The following is a 16,296-nucleotide window of genomic DNA, read 5'->3' on the forward strand; positions in this document are numbered from 1 at the left end:
AGACCATTGAATGGCAAAGAGAATCTTCATCACTGGAGGCATTGGGTCGGGCAAGTCAACCTTGCTCGAGTTCTTGCGCAGCCACGGTGCTGGCACGGTCGAGGCCGATAAGGTGGGCCATGAAGTGCTCACGTTCGACGATACTAAGGCGGAGCTGAGCGAAAAGTTTGGCACGGATATCTTCGATGAAGCGGGTAACGTCATGCGTCCTGCACTGGCGGCTAAAGCCTTCGTTTCCCCTGAAGCTACCGCGCTACTCGATTCGGTCACGTTGAAGCGTGTCTACGCAGAATCACTCCGTCAACTTGATGAACTTGCCAAGACACACGATGTGGTCGCCCTTGAGATGGCTATCCTTGATGGTCGCGACGATTTCTATAAGAATGCCGATGTGGTCATCGCGGTGGTCACTTCGCCTGAAGTGCGCATCCAGCGCTTGGTAGAGCGCGGTCTTACCGAAGAGGACGCGCGCAATCGCTTGAAGAATCAAGTTCCTGATGAGCGCCGCGAAGCGATCGCGGATGTGGTGTTCGTCAACGATGGCACTATCGATGAATTCCAGCAGACCATCGATCAGTGGTGGGAATCTTTCACGGGTGGGGAAGAGCGATGAGCCACCTCGCAAGCCTTGAAGGGACCTCTATGGAGGGCAAGCTGCCTGTTGCGCGCTTGGCCACTCAGCCACTTGAGGTAGTTTCCGAATTCGAACCTGCAGGCGACCAGCCAGAAGCCATCGCCCAGCTTGCTGCCAATATCGAATCGGGCATGCGCTATCAAACGTTGTTGGGCGTCACGGGTTCGGGCAAGACCTACACCATGGCAAAAGCCATAGAGGCTGTTCAGCGCCCTACTCTCATCTTGGCGCCGAACAAGACGCTTGCCGCCCAGCTTGCTGCTGAGCTCAAAGAGTTCTTCCCGAACAATGCGGTGGTCTATTTCGTTTCCTACTACGATTATTACCAGCCTGAAGCTTATGTTCCCACTACCGATACCTTCATCGAGAAGGATGCGTCCATCAACGAAGAGGTGGAGAAGCTGCGTCATGCTGCAACGGCTGCGTTGCTGTCTCGCCGTGACGTGATCGTAGTTGCTTCGGTCTCTTGCATCTACGGTATCGGCTCTCCTGCGGAATACGCAGGCTTAGCGGTATTTTTGGATAAAGAGGTGGAACAAGATAGAGATGAGCTCATCCTCAAGCTCATCGACATCCAATACGACCGTAACGACTACGATCTGCAGCGTGGAACATTCCGCGTGCGCGGAGATGCACTCGATATCTTCCCGCCCTATGCAGATAACCCGTTGCGTGTGGAATTCTGGGGCGATGAGATCGAGACCATCGCAGAAGTGGATAAGGTAACAGGCGAGGTCATCAACGAATATGAAGCGTTGCCCATCTGGCCTGCAACACATTATGTGGCTTCTCGCCCCGCGCTTCAAAGGGCGCTCGATTCCATTCGAACCGAGCTTCAGGCGCGCCTTGAAGAATTCAAGAAGGAAGGAAAACTGCTTGAGGCCCAGCGTCTTGAGATGCGCACTTCCTATGACCTTGAGATGATCGAGACCATGGGCTTTTGCTCGGGCATTGAGAATTATTCGCGTCATATCGATGGCCGTGCGCCTGGTGTGCCGCCCTATACATTGATCGACTATTTCCCTGAAGATTTCGTCTGCTTCATCGACGAAAGCCACGTTACCGTGCCGCAGGTGCGCGGCATGTACGAAGGCGACCGTTCGCGCAAGATCACCCTGGCAGAACATGGTTTTCGTTTGCCATCGTGTTTGGATAATCGTCCGCTGCGCTTCGATGAATTCGAGGCGCGTATCCCGCAATTCGTCTACACGTCTGCTACTCCTGGCGACTACGAGGAACGTGTGAGCGAAGCGAAGGTCGAGCAGATCATTCGCCCCACGGGCTTGCTCGATCCCAAGATCGATGTGCGTCCTACGAAATCCCAGATCGACGACATCGTAGACGAGGCTCGCATTCGTGTGGAGAAGAAGGAGCGCGTGCTCATCACCACGCTCACTAAGCGCATGGCTGAAGACCTTACGGAATATCTGCTCGATCAAGGCATCAAAGCACGCTACATGCATTCTGATATCGGCACTATCGAGCGTGTTGAGATCTTGCGTGACCTGCGTCTTGGCGAATTCGATGTGCTTGTTGGCATCAACTTGTTGCGCGAGGGCTTGGACCTTCCAGAAGTGTCCCTTGTGGCTATCTTGGACGCCGATAAAGAGGGCTTTTTGCGCAATCATCGTTCGCTTATCCAGACCATTGGCCGCGCCGCGCGTAACGCTGAAGGTGAAGTGATCATGTATGCCGATGTCATTACCGACTCCATGGACCGCGCGATCAAGGAGACCGAGCGTCGCCGTTCCCTTCAGATGGCCTTCAATGAAGAGCACGGCATCACGCCTAAGACCATTCGTAAGAACATCACCGATATCACCGATCAGTTGGCAGATACCGAAGGTAAATCCGCTGATGAGGTGAATCGTGAACTTGCAAGTCTTTCCCGTACTGAAGTGTTGCGCGTCATCTCCGATATGGAAACAGAGATGATCAGCGCCTCTCAGGCTATGGATTTCGAAAAAGCAGCTGCTTTGCGTGATGAGATCGTCGCCCTTCGCATCCAGCTAGAAGGCAAATCAGAATCCGACGTAATGGGCGAACTCAAGAAGACTGCCCGCAAAGGCTCTGCCTACGGTCGCCGCAAACGCTAAAAGGGGACAGGACACTTTGGGGACGGGTTCAATTCTGTCCCGGACCCTTTGGGGACAGAATTGATTGGCGCGAGGTGATCAAGATGCACTCTGCAGCTCAGAGTTCAGTGGCGATATAGCAGCATCGGCCAACTGCCTTAACAGCTTTACATGAAAAAAGAAGGCAACCCTAGTGGGTTGCCTTCGTGTAAGTAGATCCGTTCTTGTGCCATCTTAGAAGTGGCCAGTGAAGAGGAACTTGAGACGCTTCCAGAAGTTAGGCTTCTTGGGGAACTGCTCGATAAGCTGGATCTCTACTTTCTGAGCAGGCTCTTCACGGGGGAGCATCTCGATGTCTTCAGGTTCGATCACGGTAGCCGCGTCTTTTTCCTGTTCGATCACTTCGACTTCAGGGGCAGGCACTTCAGATTCGACCGCAGTCTCTGCTGTAGTCTCGCCCTTGGATTCATCAGCTTCGCCCGCGTTTGTCTCCGCTTCTGCTGCAGAACCCGCAGTGATCGCCTCCTCGCTCTTGGCAATGGGCGCGTTGAAACTTAATTCAGCATCTTCGGGTGCTTCACTTGCAACTTTGCTACCGATATTGAGCACGACTTCTTCAGGGGCGATACCGCTTGCAGCATGCGCTTCTGCAACAGGGGTGTTGTTCAGCGGCTCTCCTTCAGTGGACTTCATCAGGTCGACTTCGTCGTCGAGTGATACGACTACATGGTCGATGTCGCGAATAACAGGAGCGTCACTTGCCGTCCTGGCCCCATCTGAAGCATCCTGCGCTTTAGTGTGATCGTCAGCCTCAGAAGCGAAATTAGTCACAACGCCTGGTTCGCCTTCTTCGAGCGGCACCGAATACGGCACCTCCAGCGAGATGCTCTCCTTAGCGTTGCCCACCGCATCTTCGCGTACGGTCGAAACTGGTGCAGAGATGATATGGTTCACGTGCGAACGTGCAGCGCGCGAAATGGCTTCTTCTTCATTCAGCAGTGCAGACTCTTCGTAGTCCACTTCCGCCTTGTGGATGAGGAAAGCCTGAGAGTCGAAGGATTCGATCTTGCCAGAAGCGGTCTCTTCCGAGAAATAACCGAGCGGAGTGTATTCGAGGTTGTTCTCCAGCATGCGCAACTTCGCGGTATCAGAGAGGGAAACATCGAGGTAATTCAGGACGATGTCCTTCAGCTCCTGATTGAAGATGGGCCATGCGATCTCAACGCGTTTGTCCATGTTACGTGTCATCAGATCAGCACTAGAAAGGTAGATCTCCATGTCTTCCTGCACGCCGAAGCCATAGATGCGGCTGTGCTCGAGCAAGCGACCGACGATGGAAACTACCTCGACGTTTTCGGTGTAGCCCTTGATGCCTGGAACGATGCAAGAGATACCGCGTACGAATAGCGTGGTATGAACCCCCGCCTGAGAAGCTTCCACGATCTTATCGATAGTGTCCTTGTCGGTGATGGAATTGGTCTTGAACACAAGGCCATTGGGAAGGCCCGCATTCGCACGCGCTATCTGCTCATCGATCTTCTCTAAGATCATGGGTTTGATCTGCAGTGGCGCAACCGAAAGGGTGGAATAGTTGGTCGAGATGTTCTCAAGGCTCATATTCTTGAAGAATTCAGCCGCATCCTGGCCGATGCGCGGATCGGCGGTCATGAAGCTGAAGTCCGTATAGAGCTTCGAGGTCTTTTCGTTGTAGTTGCCAGTGCCCAGCTGCGTGATGCGCTGCAGGCCGTTGTCGGTCATGCGCGTGATGACGCAGATCTTCGAATGCACCTTGTAGTCGCGGAAACCGTAGATGACGTGAGCACCTGCTTGTTCGAAACGCTGGGACCACTCGATGTTGTTCGACTCATCGAAGCGAGCGCGCAATTCGAACAGGGCGGTAACCTCTTTGCCGTTCTCTGCTGCCGCGAGCAGCGCTTCTGCCAGATGAGACTGGCTTGCCAAGCGATAGAGCGTGATCTTGATGGAAAGGACCGAGGGGTCGTTAGCTGCTTCACGCAGCAAGTTGATGAACGGATCCATGCTCTGGTAAGGATACGAGAGCAGCTTGTCGTGCTCGATGACCTGTTGCATGATCGACTGGTTGCGGTCCAGGCATGCTGGCCATGCAGGCGAGAAGGGGTCGTTGGTGAGCTTAGCAGCGGTTTCTGGGTCGACTAGATCCGGAAGGCTCCATGCATAGCTCATGTCGAGCGGAACGTTGGTAACGAACACTTGATCTTGCGTGATATCCAAACGCGGCAGCAAGAACTGCTCGGTCACTGAAGAAAGTGCCGTGTCGGTCTCCAGGCGCACTGGAGTAAGACGAGCGCGCTTCTTCAGGATGCGCTTCATGTGTTCGCGATAGTCGTAATCGATCTCGTCGATATCGGTATTAGGATCGATGTCAGCGTTGCGCGTAACGCAGATAACGCTCGCTCGCTTAGTGCTGTACATCGAGAAGACCTCATCCACGATCAGCTTCAGTGCGTTTTCCAGCAGGATGAACTGCGTACCTTCACCAGGCAGCAGGATGAGGCGCTTGGCTTGGCGCGGCAGTGGGATAAGTCCGAAGGTCGCGTCTTCAGCACCGAGGTTCTTCGGCTTCTTCTTCGATTTGGAGTCGCTATCGTCCGAAGAGCTCTTCGGCAGTTCTTCGTTCAGGCGCAACAGGATGTAGAGCTTACCGTTCTCGAAATGCGGGAAGGGGTGACGCGCATTGATGATCTGAGGCGAAAGGTAGGGGACTACCTGGTCTTCCAGATAGCCATGAAGCCATTCGCGCTGCTCATCGGAAAGATCTTTCACTTGCAGGTTGCGAATGCCGTATTCTGCCAGCTGATCTTGGATGTTCATGAAGATGCGCTCTTGATCGGGGTAGAGCTCGTGGCAACGCTGGTAGATAGCGTTGAGCTGCTCTTCGGGGGTCATGAGCGTCTTGTTGTCGCGGATCTCTTTCTTGATCAATGAAAGGTCGGTCAAGCTGCCAACGCGCACCATGAAGAATTCTTGCAAGTTGCTAGAGAAGATCGACACGAAAGTAAGGCGCTCTAGCAGCGGAACGTTTTGGTCCTCACCTTGATCGAGCACGCGCTTGTTGAAGTTGAGCCAAGAGAGCTCACGATTCTGCATGTAGGGCAGGCGTTCGAGCTTCTTCTTGGAAGAATCGTTCTTGACCTGGGTCTTCTTGCCCTTGGTTTCGGTGTTTGAAGCGTCAGAAGATTTGGACGACTGAGCCGAACTGTTGTCCTTTTTCGCTACCATGATTGCTCTAGATCCCCTTCAAGGTCAACTACGGTTGGTTCTGTAGGGTCCGTGCAGAGAGCACAGACGTAATCATTGTACCAATCTTTAGGCGTAGTTCGGGGTATTTTTGGGCAATTAACTGGTGATTTTTCCAAGTACTTGCTCGATCAAGAAGCCTTCGCGAACACCATGTTTTGCGATGGTCAGTTTTCGGGCACCAGTGTGTTCGAAAACCTGCAAGATGATCGAGCATCCAGCAATGAAGGTGTGGATGCGGTCAGGGATGGTCTTGATAGCACGATGCATCAGATCGCCAGGGTCTTTGCGATAAGCCGCGAGCATCTCTTCAAGCTGCTCAGGAAGCAAGATGCTCGAGCGTTTGCCGCCGTTGAAGACATCGCCGTAGACCTTCGCCGCTGCACGGATGGCCCCGCCGATACCGATAAGATTCTTGCGCACGAAAGCCTTCTGGTCTTCTCGCGCGTAAAGATCATCGAAGCTCCGAGCGATCTGCTTCATCTCGCCAGAAGTAGGCAAGACTCCTTTGACGAACTGGCTGAACGAAGAAAGAGAGCCCTGGGGGATGCTGGTGGCAGCCTTCTCAGACCCGCGGGAAAGAGCGGTCAGCTCCGTCGATCCGCCGCCGATATCAACCACGGTCGCATTGGCCAGCGTGCAGTCAAGCCGCGCACCTACCACCCCAAGATGCGCTTCCTCTTCATTCGATAGCAACGTGATCGAAAGCCCACAAGCCTTCTCGATGGCGCGCTTTGCGCTCTTGCTATTCTTGCAGTTGCGAAGCACGGCGGTAGCGAAGACTTGGACTTGGTCACAATCGAAGAACGACGCGCACTCCTGCTGTTCGCGGATGATGCGCGCGGCTTTCTTGATGCCTTTGGGTTGGAGCGTGCCATCTTGGATGTAGGAAGAGATGCCCGCCATCTCTTTGTAGTTGAGCAGCATGGTGATGTTCTTGCGCGTAAGGGGTTCATCGCGTTGTATATCCACACTGTAAACGCACAAACGGATCGTATTCGATCCGAAATCTATGACTGCATAGCGGCTCATGCTCACTCCTTCATCTTCTGCAACCACTATTATCCATGTCTCGTGTCCTCTTCATCAAATAAGTACGAATCTTCTTTTCGCAGTTAAAAAGTATTATCCTAGAAAGGCAAGGTCGCACGCTATTTGCGACCCTGTGCTAGCGAAGGGGGAGATACACGTGTCAATGCTCGAATCCAGCGATCTGAAGGAGCCGAAGCTTCCGAAAGATGAATATAAGCCCTATCACGATGCGCTCGTCGACCGTTTGGTGGTCTTGCAGCAAGATGCTAAGAAGGCTGGCACGGGTGTGGTCGTCTTGTTTGAAGGCTGGAAGGGTGCTGGCAAGGGTAGCCGCATATCCGATCTTATCTATCATCTTGATGCGCGTGGTGTTTCGGTCCATGTTACCGAAGATTTCGATGCCACCGAAGCTGAGAAGACCAGATCCCCTGAATTCGGCGCGACCAGCTATTACCCTGCGATGCAACAATTCTGGAAAGCGCTCGGTCCGCGTGATTCCATCACGTTCTTCGATCGCGGTTGGTATTCGGTATTGATCGACCATCTTGAGAACGAGATGCATCTTGCTCCTTCGAAGAGTCGTAAGAAGATCAAGAAGCGCGCACAAAAGACCCTGAAGGTTGCCATCGAAGAGATCCGCGCATTCGAGAAGCAGCTGGTCGATGATGGCTATATCGTGGTGAAGTTCTTCCTGCACATCAGCGAAGCGACCCAGCGCAAGCGATTGCTGAAGCTTCATAACGACCCTGCTACTACTTGGCGCGTTTCCGATTATGACCTGCGTCAGATGCTGAATTACCCCGAATCGTTCGACCTCTACGCTCAGCTGCTCGAAGCGACCGACTTCGAGGACGCCCCGTGGATGGTGCTTCCTGCTGAAGACAAGCGTCGCGTCAATCTTGCGGTCGCGCGCAAGTTGGTCGATGTGCTCGAAACCGTTACCACGGCGGAAAAGGACCCCGCAGCGCTTGAAGCCGAAGAGAAGGCCAAGGCGAACTCTGCAGCTCAGGGCGAAGAGCAGGTCTATCATGATGAACGTAAGCGCACCCCTGAAGAGAATCATAAGTTGCTGCTCGAAGCGCAAGAGCGAGTGCGTGTGGCAGAGCTTGAAGCTCCGCTCGCTTCGAGCTTCCTGATAGAGAAGGACTATCCGCGTTTGGACGAGGTTGACCACAGCCTCATGCTCACGCGCGAAGACTACAAGCGGGAGCTGAAAGAGCAGCAAGCGCTCCTGCATGAACTGGAGCTGCAGATGTACATCCATCGTGTTCCCATGATGATCATGTACGAAGGCTGGGATGCTGCTGGAAAGGGTGGCAGCATCAAGCGTGTCGCCCAGGCGCTCGATGCGCGTTCCTATACCATCTTCACGTCACCGGCACCTACCAAGGCCGACCTGGCTCATCCGTTCCTCTGGCGCTACTGGACGCGTCTTCCTAAGGCGGGCCACGTGGGCATCTACGACCGTAGTTGGTATGGTCGCGTCTTGGTCGAGCGTGTTGAAGGCTTTGCCAGCCCCGACCAATGGGCTCGTGCGTACGATGAGATCAACGAATTCGAACGCTCGATGGTGAACTGGGGTGCCATCCTCTTGAAATTCTGGGTGGATATCTCGCCCGAGACCCAGCTCGAGCGTTTCGAAGCCCGAGAGAACAATCCTGACAAGCAGTGGAAGATCACTGCGGAAGATTGGCGCAACCGCGATCGATATCCTGAATATTATGCAGCCATTCAGGATATGTTCCGTTTGACATCGACACCCGAAGCGCCCTGGATTATTCTTGAGAGCGACAACAAGTATTACGCGCGCGTGAAGGCATTGAAGACCATCAACCGCGCGCTCAAAGAACGCCTCAAAGAATTCTAGGCTTCGCGAAGAAAGGGTTCCTAAATGGCTAAGACCGATAAGACCTCGAAGACCGATCAAGCTAAGAACAACAACAAGACCAGCGATGCTGCTAAAAAAGCCCCTCGCAAGGGCCGTAAAGCGCTCATCATCGGCATCATCTTGCTGCTCATCGCATTGGTGGCAGCTGGCGTGTTCGTCTATCGCTATTGGTCTCAGCAGCAGGCTTATAGCGAACTCGAGTCCTACGTTGAAGTAAAGGATCCTAACGTGGTCGAGCTGGCGGACCTTACGGCTGACTGGGACGAATTGAATAAGATCAATCCAGACATCGTGGCCTGGATCTATATCCCTGATAGTCCCATCAATTACCCTGTGGTGCAGGGCACTGACAATAACAAGTACCTGCATACGTCCTTCGATGGTTCTGATGGTTGGTTCTCTTCGGCAGGCACCATCTTCATCGATGCGAAGAACAACGCCGAATTGCTCGATCGCAACACCTTCTTCTATGGCCATCACATGCGCGATGGCTCGATGTTCGCCGCCTTTGATGACTGGACCAATACCGCTGATTTCAATGAGCATCGCGACGTATACATCCTCACGCCCAACGGCAACTACTATGCCAAGATGTTCGCGGCAGTGAAGACCAACGGCTCGGAAGCTATCGTGGTCACTGAATTTGGCAGCGACAAATCCTTCCAGGAATATATCCAGAAGATGCTCAATCGCAATATCGTCGAACAAGAGGGCGAAGTGTTCACAGCCGAGCAGATCAAGCAAACGTTTGCCTTCTGCACCTGCGAATACACGCACAACGATGGCCGCGATCTGTTCTTCGCTACTGTTGTTGCTACAACGGTTCCTGATGATCCCTGGGTTGCTTATGACCCGCACGCAGAGACAGGTCTTGGCAAGGATCAGTCGACCACTTTCGGAACCGACTGATCGGGCGCGCTCTATTTACCGTGCTCGCCCAGTTTTGATGCACTTTTGAATTACAATGGTTATTCGTTCGTGAAACTGAGTGCGAGCGAACATCCACAAGAATCGGAGCAGATAAGGGAACCCTATGACAGACCGTGTTCAAGTTGCGATCACCGATGGCGAGACGAAATGGCCAAGCTGGACCTCGCAGGGCGGCGGGACCACCTACGCTGAAGCAGGTGTTGATACTGCAGAAGGTGCTCGTGCGGTCGATGCGATCAAAGATGCGGTCCATCGCACCTATCGCAGCGAAGTGCGTGGCGACATCGGCGGATTCGGCGGTCTGTTCTCCATTGGCGCTGCCAAGCAGATGGCAGATCCTATCTTGGTCTCTGGCACCGATGGCGTGGGCACGAAGATCCAGCTTGCTAAACTAGCTAATAAGCACAACACGGTGGGTATCGACCTGGTGGCAATGTGCGTGAACGATATTCTGGCTACGGGCGCAGAACCCCTGTTCTTCCTCGACTATATTGCTGTTGGTAAGCTGAAGAGCGACGCGGTCGCCGAGATCGTCAGTGGTATCGCTGATGGTTGCGAGATGGCGGGTTGTGCGCTCATCGGTGGCGAAATGGCTGAACATCCTGGTGTCATGGATCCGAACGAATACGATCTTTCGGGCTTCACGGTGGGCATCGTCGATCGTCCCGCGATGATCGGCCCCGAACGCGTGCAAGATGGCGATGTGCTGATCGGGCTGGCTTCTTCTGGTCTGCATTCCAACGGTTATTCGTTGGCGCGCAAGGTATGCACCGAAGGCAAGACGCTCTATGAATTGACCATCGCTCAAGACGAACTCGAAGGCGACAGCGTGCTTGACGCCCTGCTCGAACCAACGCGCATCTACGTAAGATCAATCCGTGCTGCATTGCTCCAGTGCCCAGGTGCTATTCATTCGCTGGCTCACATCACCGGTGGCGGTATCACGGAAAACTTGAATCGCGCACTTCCCAATACGCTCGATGCTGAAGTTCGCGTAGGTAGCTGGAACATGCCTCCTATCTTGAAATGGGTATGCCGCGCTGCGCGCCTGAATGAAACCGAGGCGCTCAAGACCTTCAACATGGGCTTGGGTATGATCTTGGCGGTTGCCCCGCAGGCAGTTGAAGAGGTAGCTCAGATCCTGGCCGATGCAGGCGAAGAGGTATACCTGGTCGGTCAGGTGGTCCCTGGCACGGGCAAGGTCCTCTACGAAGACAAGGACCAGCTCTTCGTCGAGTATGTCGATGAAGACGAAGAAGAATAGAGCCGATCACTATAAACGTTGCGCTTCAGAGCGCGCGAAGGAGTTCAAATGACCCAAGACCTGCAGCGCACCAGCACCAGCCCGCTCAAGATAGGCGTGCTCATCAGTGGCAGTGGCACGAATCTGCAGGCGCTCATCGATGCTATCGCTGCTGGTCAGCTCAATGCGCAGATCGTGTTGGTCATCTCTTCTAAGCCTGATGTTCAAGGATTGATACGCGCCCAGAAGGCAGGCATCCAAACGCTATCGATGAACCCGTCGGTCTATCAGAACGAACGGGTTGCTAACGGTCTCATTGCCGAAGAGCTGCAACGTGCGGGCGCTGAATATGTGGTGATGGCTGGCTACATGCGCAAGGTCACCGAAGAGGTGCTCCACGCATTCCCTGACAAGGTGGTGAATCTGCATCCTGCGCTGCTTCCTTCATTCGTTGGGGCACATGCCATTCGCGATGCGTTCGAATCAGGCGTGAAGGTCACGGGTGTCACCGTTCATTTCGCCAATGAAGACTACGACCGCGGTCCCATCATTGCTCAGCGCGCGGTCTCCATCGAAGAAGAGGACACACTGGAAACGCTCGAACAGCGCATCCATGAAGTCGAGCACGTGCTCTTGCCTGAAGTGGTGCAGCTCATCGCAGAGGGCAGGGTAGTGGTGCGTGAAGACCGCACGGTCTCGATCTTGCCCCAGAGCTAAAGGCTGGGAATAGGAATACGAATAGAAATAGGAACAGGAAAGCTTCCGTGTCGAAGCGTCACGGAACGATCATAAGGAGTATCACATGGCAGATCCCGTAATCAAGCGAGCATTGCTCTCGGTCACCGACAAGACTGGCATCGTCGATTTTGCGAAGGCTCTTGTCGATGAATTCGGCGTAGAGATCATCTCGACTGGCGGCACGGCACGCGTGCTCGAAGAAGCGGGTGTGAAGGTCACTTCGATCGATGCTGTTACGGAATTCCCTGAGATGATGGATGGTCGTGTGAAGACGCTTCATCCGCGCGTTCATGGTGGCCTGCTGGCTCGCCGTGATCTTGAAAGCCATATGGAGCAGGCGAAAGAGCACGGCATTCAGATGATCGATATGGTTGTGGTGAACCTCTACGAATTCCAGAAGACGGTTGCGAGCGGGGCTGATTTCGCTGAGTGCATCGAGAATATCGACATCGGCGGCCCTTCCATGCTGCGTTCTGCTGCGAAGAATTTCGCTTCAGTTGCTGTGGTCACCGATCCAGGTTCCTACGACGCTATCTTGGCCGAGATGCGCGCTAACGGTGGCGCCACCACGTACGCAACGCGTCTTGACCTTGCATTCAATGTCTTCAATACCACTGCGCAGTACGACGGTGCCATTGCCGCTTGGCTCACGCAAGAGGTGAATCCTGCGGTCACGTTCCCTGAAGCGAAGGCAGTGAACCTCTCTAAGGTCCAAGACCTGCGCTATGGCGAAAACCCGCATCAAAAAGCTGCGTTCTTCCGCGTGATCGACTATCCGAATGCAGCTACCACCTTGGCTTATGCGCAGCAGAAACAAGGCAAGGAACTGTCTTACAACAACTATCTTGACCTCGATGCCGCGTGGACTGCAGTTCGCGAATATGACGAGCCTGCCTGCGTTATCGTGAAGCACCTCACGCCCTGTGGTGTTGCGGTTGCGGGTGATGTGGTCGAGGCGTACGAACGCGCTTACGATGCTGACCCAGTTTCTGCGTATGGTGGCGTGATCGCTTTCAATCGTCCCGTGAACGGGGAAGTGGTGGTGAAGATCTTCGACAACAAGCAGTTCGTCGAGGCTATCATCGCTCCTGAATTCGCGCTCGATGCGCTCGATATGTATACAGCTAAGCCCAATACGCGTTTGCTCGAGACGGGCGGCGTGAATCCTGCTGGCAGGGCTTATGAATACCGCGCGGTCGAAGGCGGCCTGCTCTGTCAAGAATCTGATGCTGTGCTGGAACCTCAGGATGAATTCACGGTTGCTACCAAGCGCGTGCCAACGGAAGCTGAGATGAAGGACCTTATCTTCGCGTGGAAAGCGGTCAAGTCCGTGAAGTCGAATGCGATCCTTATCGCGAAGGACGAAGTGAATGTTGGTGTAGGTGGCGGTCAGCCTAATCGCGTGAATTCGGCGCGTATCGCGGTCGAGCAGGCGGGCGATAAGGCCAAGGGTGCCGTTGCGGCATCTGATGCGTTCTTCCCGTTCCGCGATGGTCTTGATGAACTGGCCAATGCAGGTATCACCGCTATCATCCAGCCTGGCGGTTCTATCCGCGACGAAGAAGTGATCGAGGCTGCCAACGAACACGGCATCGCTATGGTCTTCACAGGCCACCGTCACTTCCGCCACTAGTCAACGGGGACAGGTCAAAAACTGTCCCGGACAAAAAAGGGGACAGGCCAATACATCGATCATTTAGGGGTCGGAGACAGAAGCGTCATGGATGTTTCTGTCTCCGCCCTTCTTTTATTCGAGACCTGTCCCCAAAGTTTCCCGGACAGTTTTGGACCTGTCCCCTTTATTGGTCGTTGATCTTTTGTTTCAGGGTCTTGATCAGGCGATAGTGCCGTTGCAGGTTGCTTATATCGAAGCCTGCAGCAATGGCGAAGAATGCAATAGTGATAAGCCCCGCAGGGCTATTCGCTACGGGCATGAACACGAACGCGAGCAACAATAGCGGCATTACCAGGAACGCGCTGAAGATGCTCAGGCGTTTATAGATACCCTGCCCGATAGAGATCACGGTATAAAGATAGAAGCCCAGCGCAGGGAGCGAGAACAAGCAACAAAGCGCAAGGATAACAGCCTTCACTCCGATGAATTCAAGGTCGACCTTCAGCGAGCGCTTCTCCTTGTCCAGCTGCTGCTCAGGTGTGAGCGGGGTGCCGAACCCTGAAAAATCGAAGGGGATAGAACCAGTGAAAGGATTCGCGGTACTGAAGGGATCGTTTGCTGAGCCCCTTCCGAAAGGATTCGATCCATCCCCAGGACGATAGGTGTGTGGATTGCCTTGTGCATCCCATGTTGTCCACACGAAGCTTGCACCTTCGAACGGCCAGCCTGCAAAGGGGTTTCCTGCGCCACCGTTTCCGCCTACGCCACCACCGCCAGTTCCGCTTGCAGGACGTGACGTGTAGGGATTGTAAGAGAATGGCGCACCATAGGGTGTGCCTGCTGTGGCATATTCAGGATCCCATTTGTGCGAGATCAGCACATCGCGCGCTTCGTTGATCAGCTTGGTCTTCTCTTCGGCTTTAGCTCGCGCTGCTTCATCCTGGCCGAACTTGTCGGGATGATTCTCGATCACGAGCTTACGATGGGCCTTCTTGATATCGTCATCACTGGCACCATCTTGCAAGCCAAGTATTTTGAGCGCTTCAGACTTCTTCATATCTTCACTATACCTAACATCATGTTCGTCCCAAGAACAAATGAGCATTTCCAGGGGGTCTCTACAAGGTTGCCACGATGACGTAATGGTTTCAGTTTTGCGGTGGAGCCCCTGATACAAGGCAATGAACTGATATCTTATAGACTGGGTCGTGTAGAATATATACGGTCTACTTTCTACTTAAGAGCTTCCGCGTTTCGGCGCGCGATCATACTTCAAAGCAAAGGTGCCATGAAGAAAGCGATCATCATACTTGTCATCATCATCGCAGCGGGCTTCATCGTTGCGAATTTTGACTATCTCATGAGCATCATCAATGCCATGCAGGGTGGTGCGCTCATTCCGCTGGTGGTGGCTATCATCATCATGGTGGCGCGTCATGTGGTCCAGGCGATGTCGTACAACGAAGCCTTCGGTGCAGTCGGTCATAAGACGGGCCTTTGGCACAACATCGTGCTGATCTTCTCGCTCGTGTTCATCAACACGTTCTGCCTGTTCTCAGGTGCAACGGGTGTGGCCTTCATCATCGATGACGCTCATCGTCGTGGATGCGATATCGGCACCTCTACCAGTGGCGCGATCCTCTCTCAGATCGGCTACTTCGCTGCGGTCTTCCTCATCTCCATCATCGGTTTCACCACCATGCTGGTCGCAGGCACCATGAACGTGGTGTTCTTGATCGGCGGCTTGTTGCTTGCGGGTACGTTGCTGGTCTTGCTCAGCTTCTTCTTCATGGGCTACTACAAGCCTGGTTGGCTGGTGAAGATCTTCCGCGTGGTCGAGAACATCATCAATAAGGTCATCGGTATCGTGAAGCGTCAACTGCCCAAGAATTGGGGCAAGTCCACGGCGCAGTCTTTCATCAATTCCGCGCTGGTGCTCGCCCATAATCCTAAGGGTGCGCTCATCACGGTGTTCTACGCAGCGGTCTCAGCGCTTCTGAACATGGCCTGTCTCATCGCCATCGGCGTAGCCTTTGGTTTCGAGGATATCCCCACGTTGGTGGCTGCTTTCTCGGTCGCCGCTATCGCGGTCATCTTAAGCCCTACGCCGCAAGGTGTTGGCGTGGTCGAGGCCGCCATCGCAGCAATCCTTACCAGCGCAGGTTGCTCGCTTTCGGTAGCAACTGCTATTGCGCTTGTCTATCGTGGCATCATGTTCTGGATCCCGTTCTGCATCGGTGCTATCTTGCTTTCCCAGTCGGGCTTCTTCCAGTCGAAGAAGGACACCTCGCTCAAAGGCAAGTACAAGGACACGGGCTGGATCGCTGGTACGTTGGTCATCATCACGGCCGTGGTGAACCTGGTCATGGCCTTCTTGCCCGATGTTGCTGACACCTACAGCATGCTCACGCAGTGGATCGACATCGGTAATGTGGTCGGTGGTCCGTTGCTCGTTGCAACAGGTGTGCTCCTGCTCATCCTTGGCGTAGGCCTTATCTTCCGCTTCCGTATAGCCTGGGCTTTTGCCCTTACGCTCATCGTCATCCTTGCAGGCTTCGAGTTCGTCTTCCATGAAACGGTGAAGGTCGCTATCCCTATGACGGCATTAGCGCTCTGGCTCTTCTTTAAGCGTGATGCCTTCAGCGAGCCGTTCACGTTCGACTACAAGAAGCGTGAAAGAGCGCTCGACCAGTCTGCTTCGCACGGTGAGAAGAAGCTTGAAGAAGCCAAGGATAAGAGGGACGAAGCGGTGGACGATCTGGTGCCTGAATCAGTGCGCGAAGGTGCCCAAGAAACCGTTGATGAAGCGGTGAAGATCAAGACCAAGATCGACGCTGAGATCAATAAGGCCTAGATACGTTG

The 16,296-nt window shown here is 53.9% G+C and carries 11 protein-coding genes; 8 read left to right on the plus strand and 3 right to left on the minus strand.

The genetic code is table 11. The features are described 5' to 3' along the window. Positions 1-10: 10 nt before the first annotated feature. Together coaE and uvrB are read left to right on the plus strand one after the other, a co-directional pair. Positions 11-613: a dephospho-CoA kinase gene (gene coaE / locus NFR25_RS03350; RefSeq protein WP_251197842.1), complete on the plus strand. Its 603-nt coding sequence runs from the start codon at positions 11-13 to the stop codon at positions 611-613. Then, positions 610-2,730, plus strand: a complete 2,121-nt coding sequence (gene uvrB / locus NFR25_RS03355) for an excinuclease ABC subunit UvrB (protein ID WP_275556935.1) — start codon at positions 610-612, stop codon at positions 2,728-2,730. The genes coaE and uvrB overlap by 4 nt, the downstream gene beginning before the upstream one ends. Before the next feature lie 213 nt (positions 2,731-2,943). Here the strand turns inward: uvrB and ppk1 are convergent, their stop codons facing one another. Next, a complete protein-coding gene (gene ppk1 / locus NFR25_RS03360) occupies positions 2,944-5,970 on the minus strand; it encodes a polyphosphate kinase 1 (protein WP_251197843.1) in 3,027 nt (1,008 codons plus the stop codon). Between the two features lie 117 nt (positions 5,971-6,087). Next, positions 6,088-7,020 (minus strand): Ppx/GppA phosphatase family protein, encoded by a 933-nt coding sequence (locus NFR25_RS03365; protein ID WP_251197844.1) that lies wholly within the window; start codon positions 7,018-7,020, stop codon positions 6,088-6,090. Between the two features lie 163 nt (positions 7,021-7,183). Between NFR25_RS03365 and NFR25_RS03370 the strand changes: the two genes are divergently transcribed. From NFR25_RS03370 to purH, 5 genes are all read left to right on the plus strand, one after another. Further along, entirely contained in the window at positions 7,184-8,887 is a 1,704-nt protein-coding gene (locus tag NFR25_RS03370; protein WP_251198007.1) for a polyphosphate--AMP phosphotransferase, read from the plus strand. Positions 8,888-8,911: 24 nt separating this feature from the next. Continuing rightward, positions 8,912-9,817, plus strand: a complete 906-nt coding sequence (gene srtB, locus NFR25_RS03375) for a class B sortase (RefSeq protein WP_251197845.1) — start codon at positions 8,912-8,914, stop codon at positions 9,815-9,817. 124 nt (positions 9,818-9,941) lie between these two features. Beyond that, entirely contained in the window at positions 9,942-11,102 is a 1,161-nt protein-coding gene (gene purM, locus NFR25_RS03380) for a phosphoribosylformylglycinamidine cyclo-ligase (protein WP_251197846.1), read from the plus strand. Between the two features lie 48 nt (positions 11,103-11,150). After that, a complete protein-coding gene (purN, locus tag NFR25_RS03385; protein ID WP_251197847.1) occupies positions 11,151-11,798 on the plus strand; it encodes a phosphoribosylglycinamide formyltransferase in 648 nt (215 codons plus the stop codon). Positions 11,799-11,883: 85 nt separating this feature from the next. Continuing rightward, on the plus strand, positions 11,884-13,452 hold the full coding sequence (purH, locus tag NFR25_RS03390; protein ID WP_251197848.1) for a bifunctional phosphoribosylaminoimidazolecarboxamide formyltransferase/IMP cyclohydrolase: 1,569 nt from the start codon (positions 11,884-11,886) through the stop codon (positions 13,450-13,452). 166 nt (positions 13,453-13,618) lie between these two features. On the opposite strand, the gene NFR25_RS03395 is transcribed toward purH, so the two are convergent. Further along, positions 13,619-14,491, minus strand: a complete 873-nt coding sequence (locus tag NFR25_RS03395; RefSeq protein WP_251197849.1) for a J domain-containing protein — start codon at positions 14,489-14,491, stop codon at positions 13,619-13,621. 231 nt (positions 14,492-14,722) lie between these two features. On the opposite strand from NFR25_RS03395, the gene NFR25_RS03400 reads away from it, so the two are divergent. Beyond that, positions 14,723-16,288 (plus strand): lysylphosphatidylglycerol synthase transmembrane domain-containing protein, encoded by a 1,566-nt coding sequence (locus tag NFR25_RS03400; protein WP_251197850.1) that lies wholly within the window; start codon positions 14,723-14,725, stop codon positions 16,286-16,288. Positions 16,289-16,296 lie beyond the last annotated feature (8 nt).

This window comes from Anaerotardibacter muris (assembly GCF_943192915.1).
Lineage (GTDB): Bacteria > Actinomycetota > Coriobacteriia > Coriobacteriales > Eggerthellaceae > Anaerotardibacter > Anaerotardibacter muris.

Coding starts and splice junctions, on each gene's coding strand:
- coaE (WP_251197842.1), top strand. CDS start 11: ATGGCAAAGAGAATCTTCATCACTGGAGGCATTGGGTCGGGCAAGTCA.
- ppk1 (WP_251197843.1), bottom strand. CDS start 5,970: ATGGTAGCGAAAAAGGACAACAGTTCGGCTCAGTCGTCCAAATCTTCT.
- NFR25_RS03365 (WP_251197844.1), bottom strand. CDS start 7,020: ATGAGCCGCTATGCAGTCATAGATTTCGGATCGAATACGATCCGTTTG.
- purM (WP_251197846.1), top strand. CDS start 9,942: ATGACAGACCGTGTTCAAGTTGCGATCACCGATGGCGAGACGAAATGG.
- uvrB (WP_275556935.1), top strand. CDS start 610: ATGAGCCACCTCGCAAGCCTTGAAGGGACCTCTATGGAGGGCAAGCTG.
- NFR25_RS03400 (WP_251197850.1), top strand. CDS start 14,723: ATGAAGAAAGCGATCATCATACTTGTCATCATCATCGCAGCGGGCTTC.
- NFR25_RS03370 (WP_251198007.1), top strand. CDS start 7,184: ATGCTCGAATCCAGCGATCTGAAGGAGCCGAAGCTTCCGAAAGATGAA.
- srtB (WP_251197845.1), top strand. CDS start 8,912: ATGGCTAAGACCGATAAGACCTCGAAGACCGATCAAGCTAAGAACAAC.
- purH (WP_251197848.1), top strand. CDS start 11,884: ATGGCAGATCCCGTAATCAAGCGAGCATTGCTCTCGGTCACCGACAAG.
- NFR25_RS03395 (WP_251197849.1), bottom strand. CDS start 14,491: ATGAAGAAGTCTGAAGCGCTCAAAATACTTGGCTTGCAAGATGGTGCC.
- purN (WP_251197847.1), top strand. CDS start 11,151: ATGACCCAAGACCTGCAGCGCACCAGCACCAGCCCGCTCAAGATAGGC.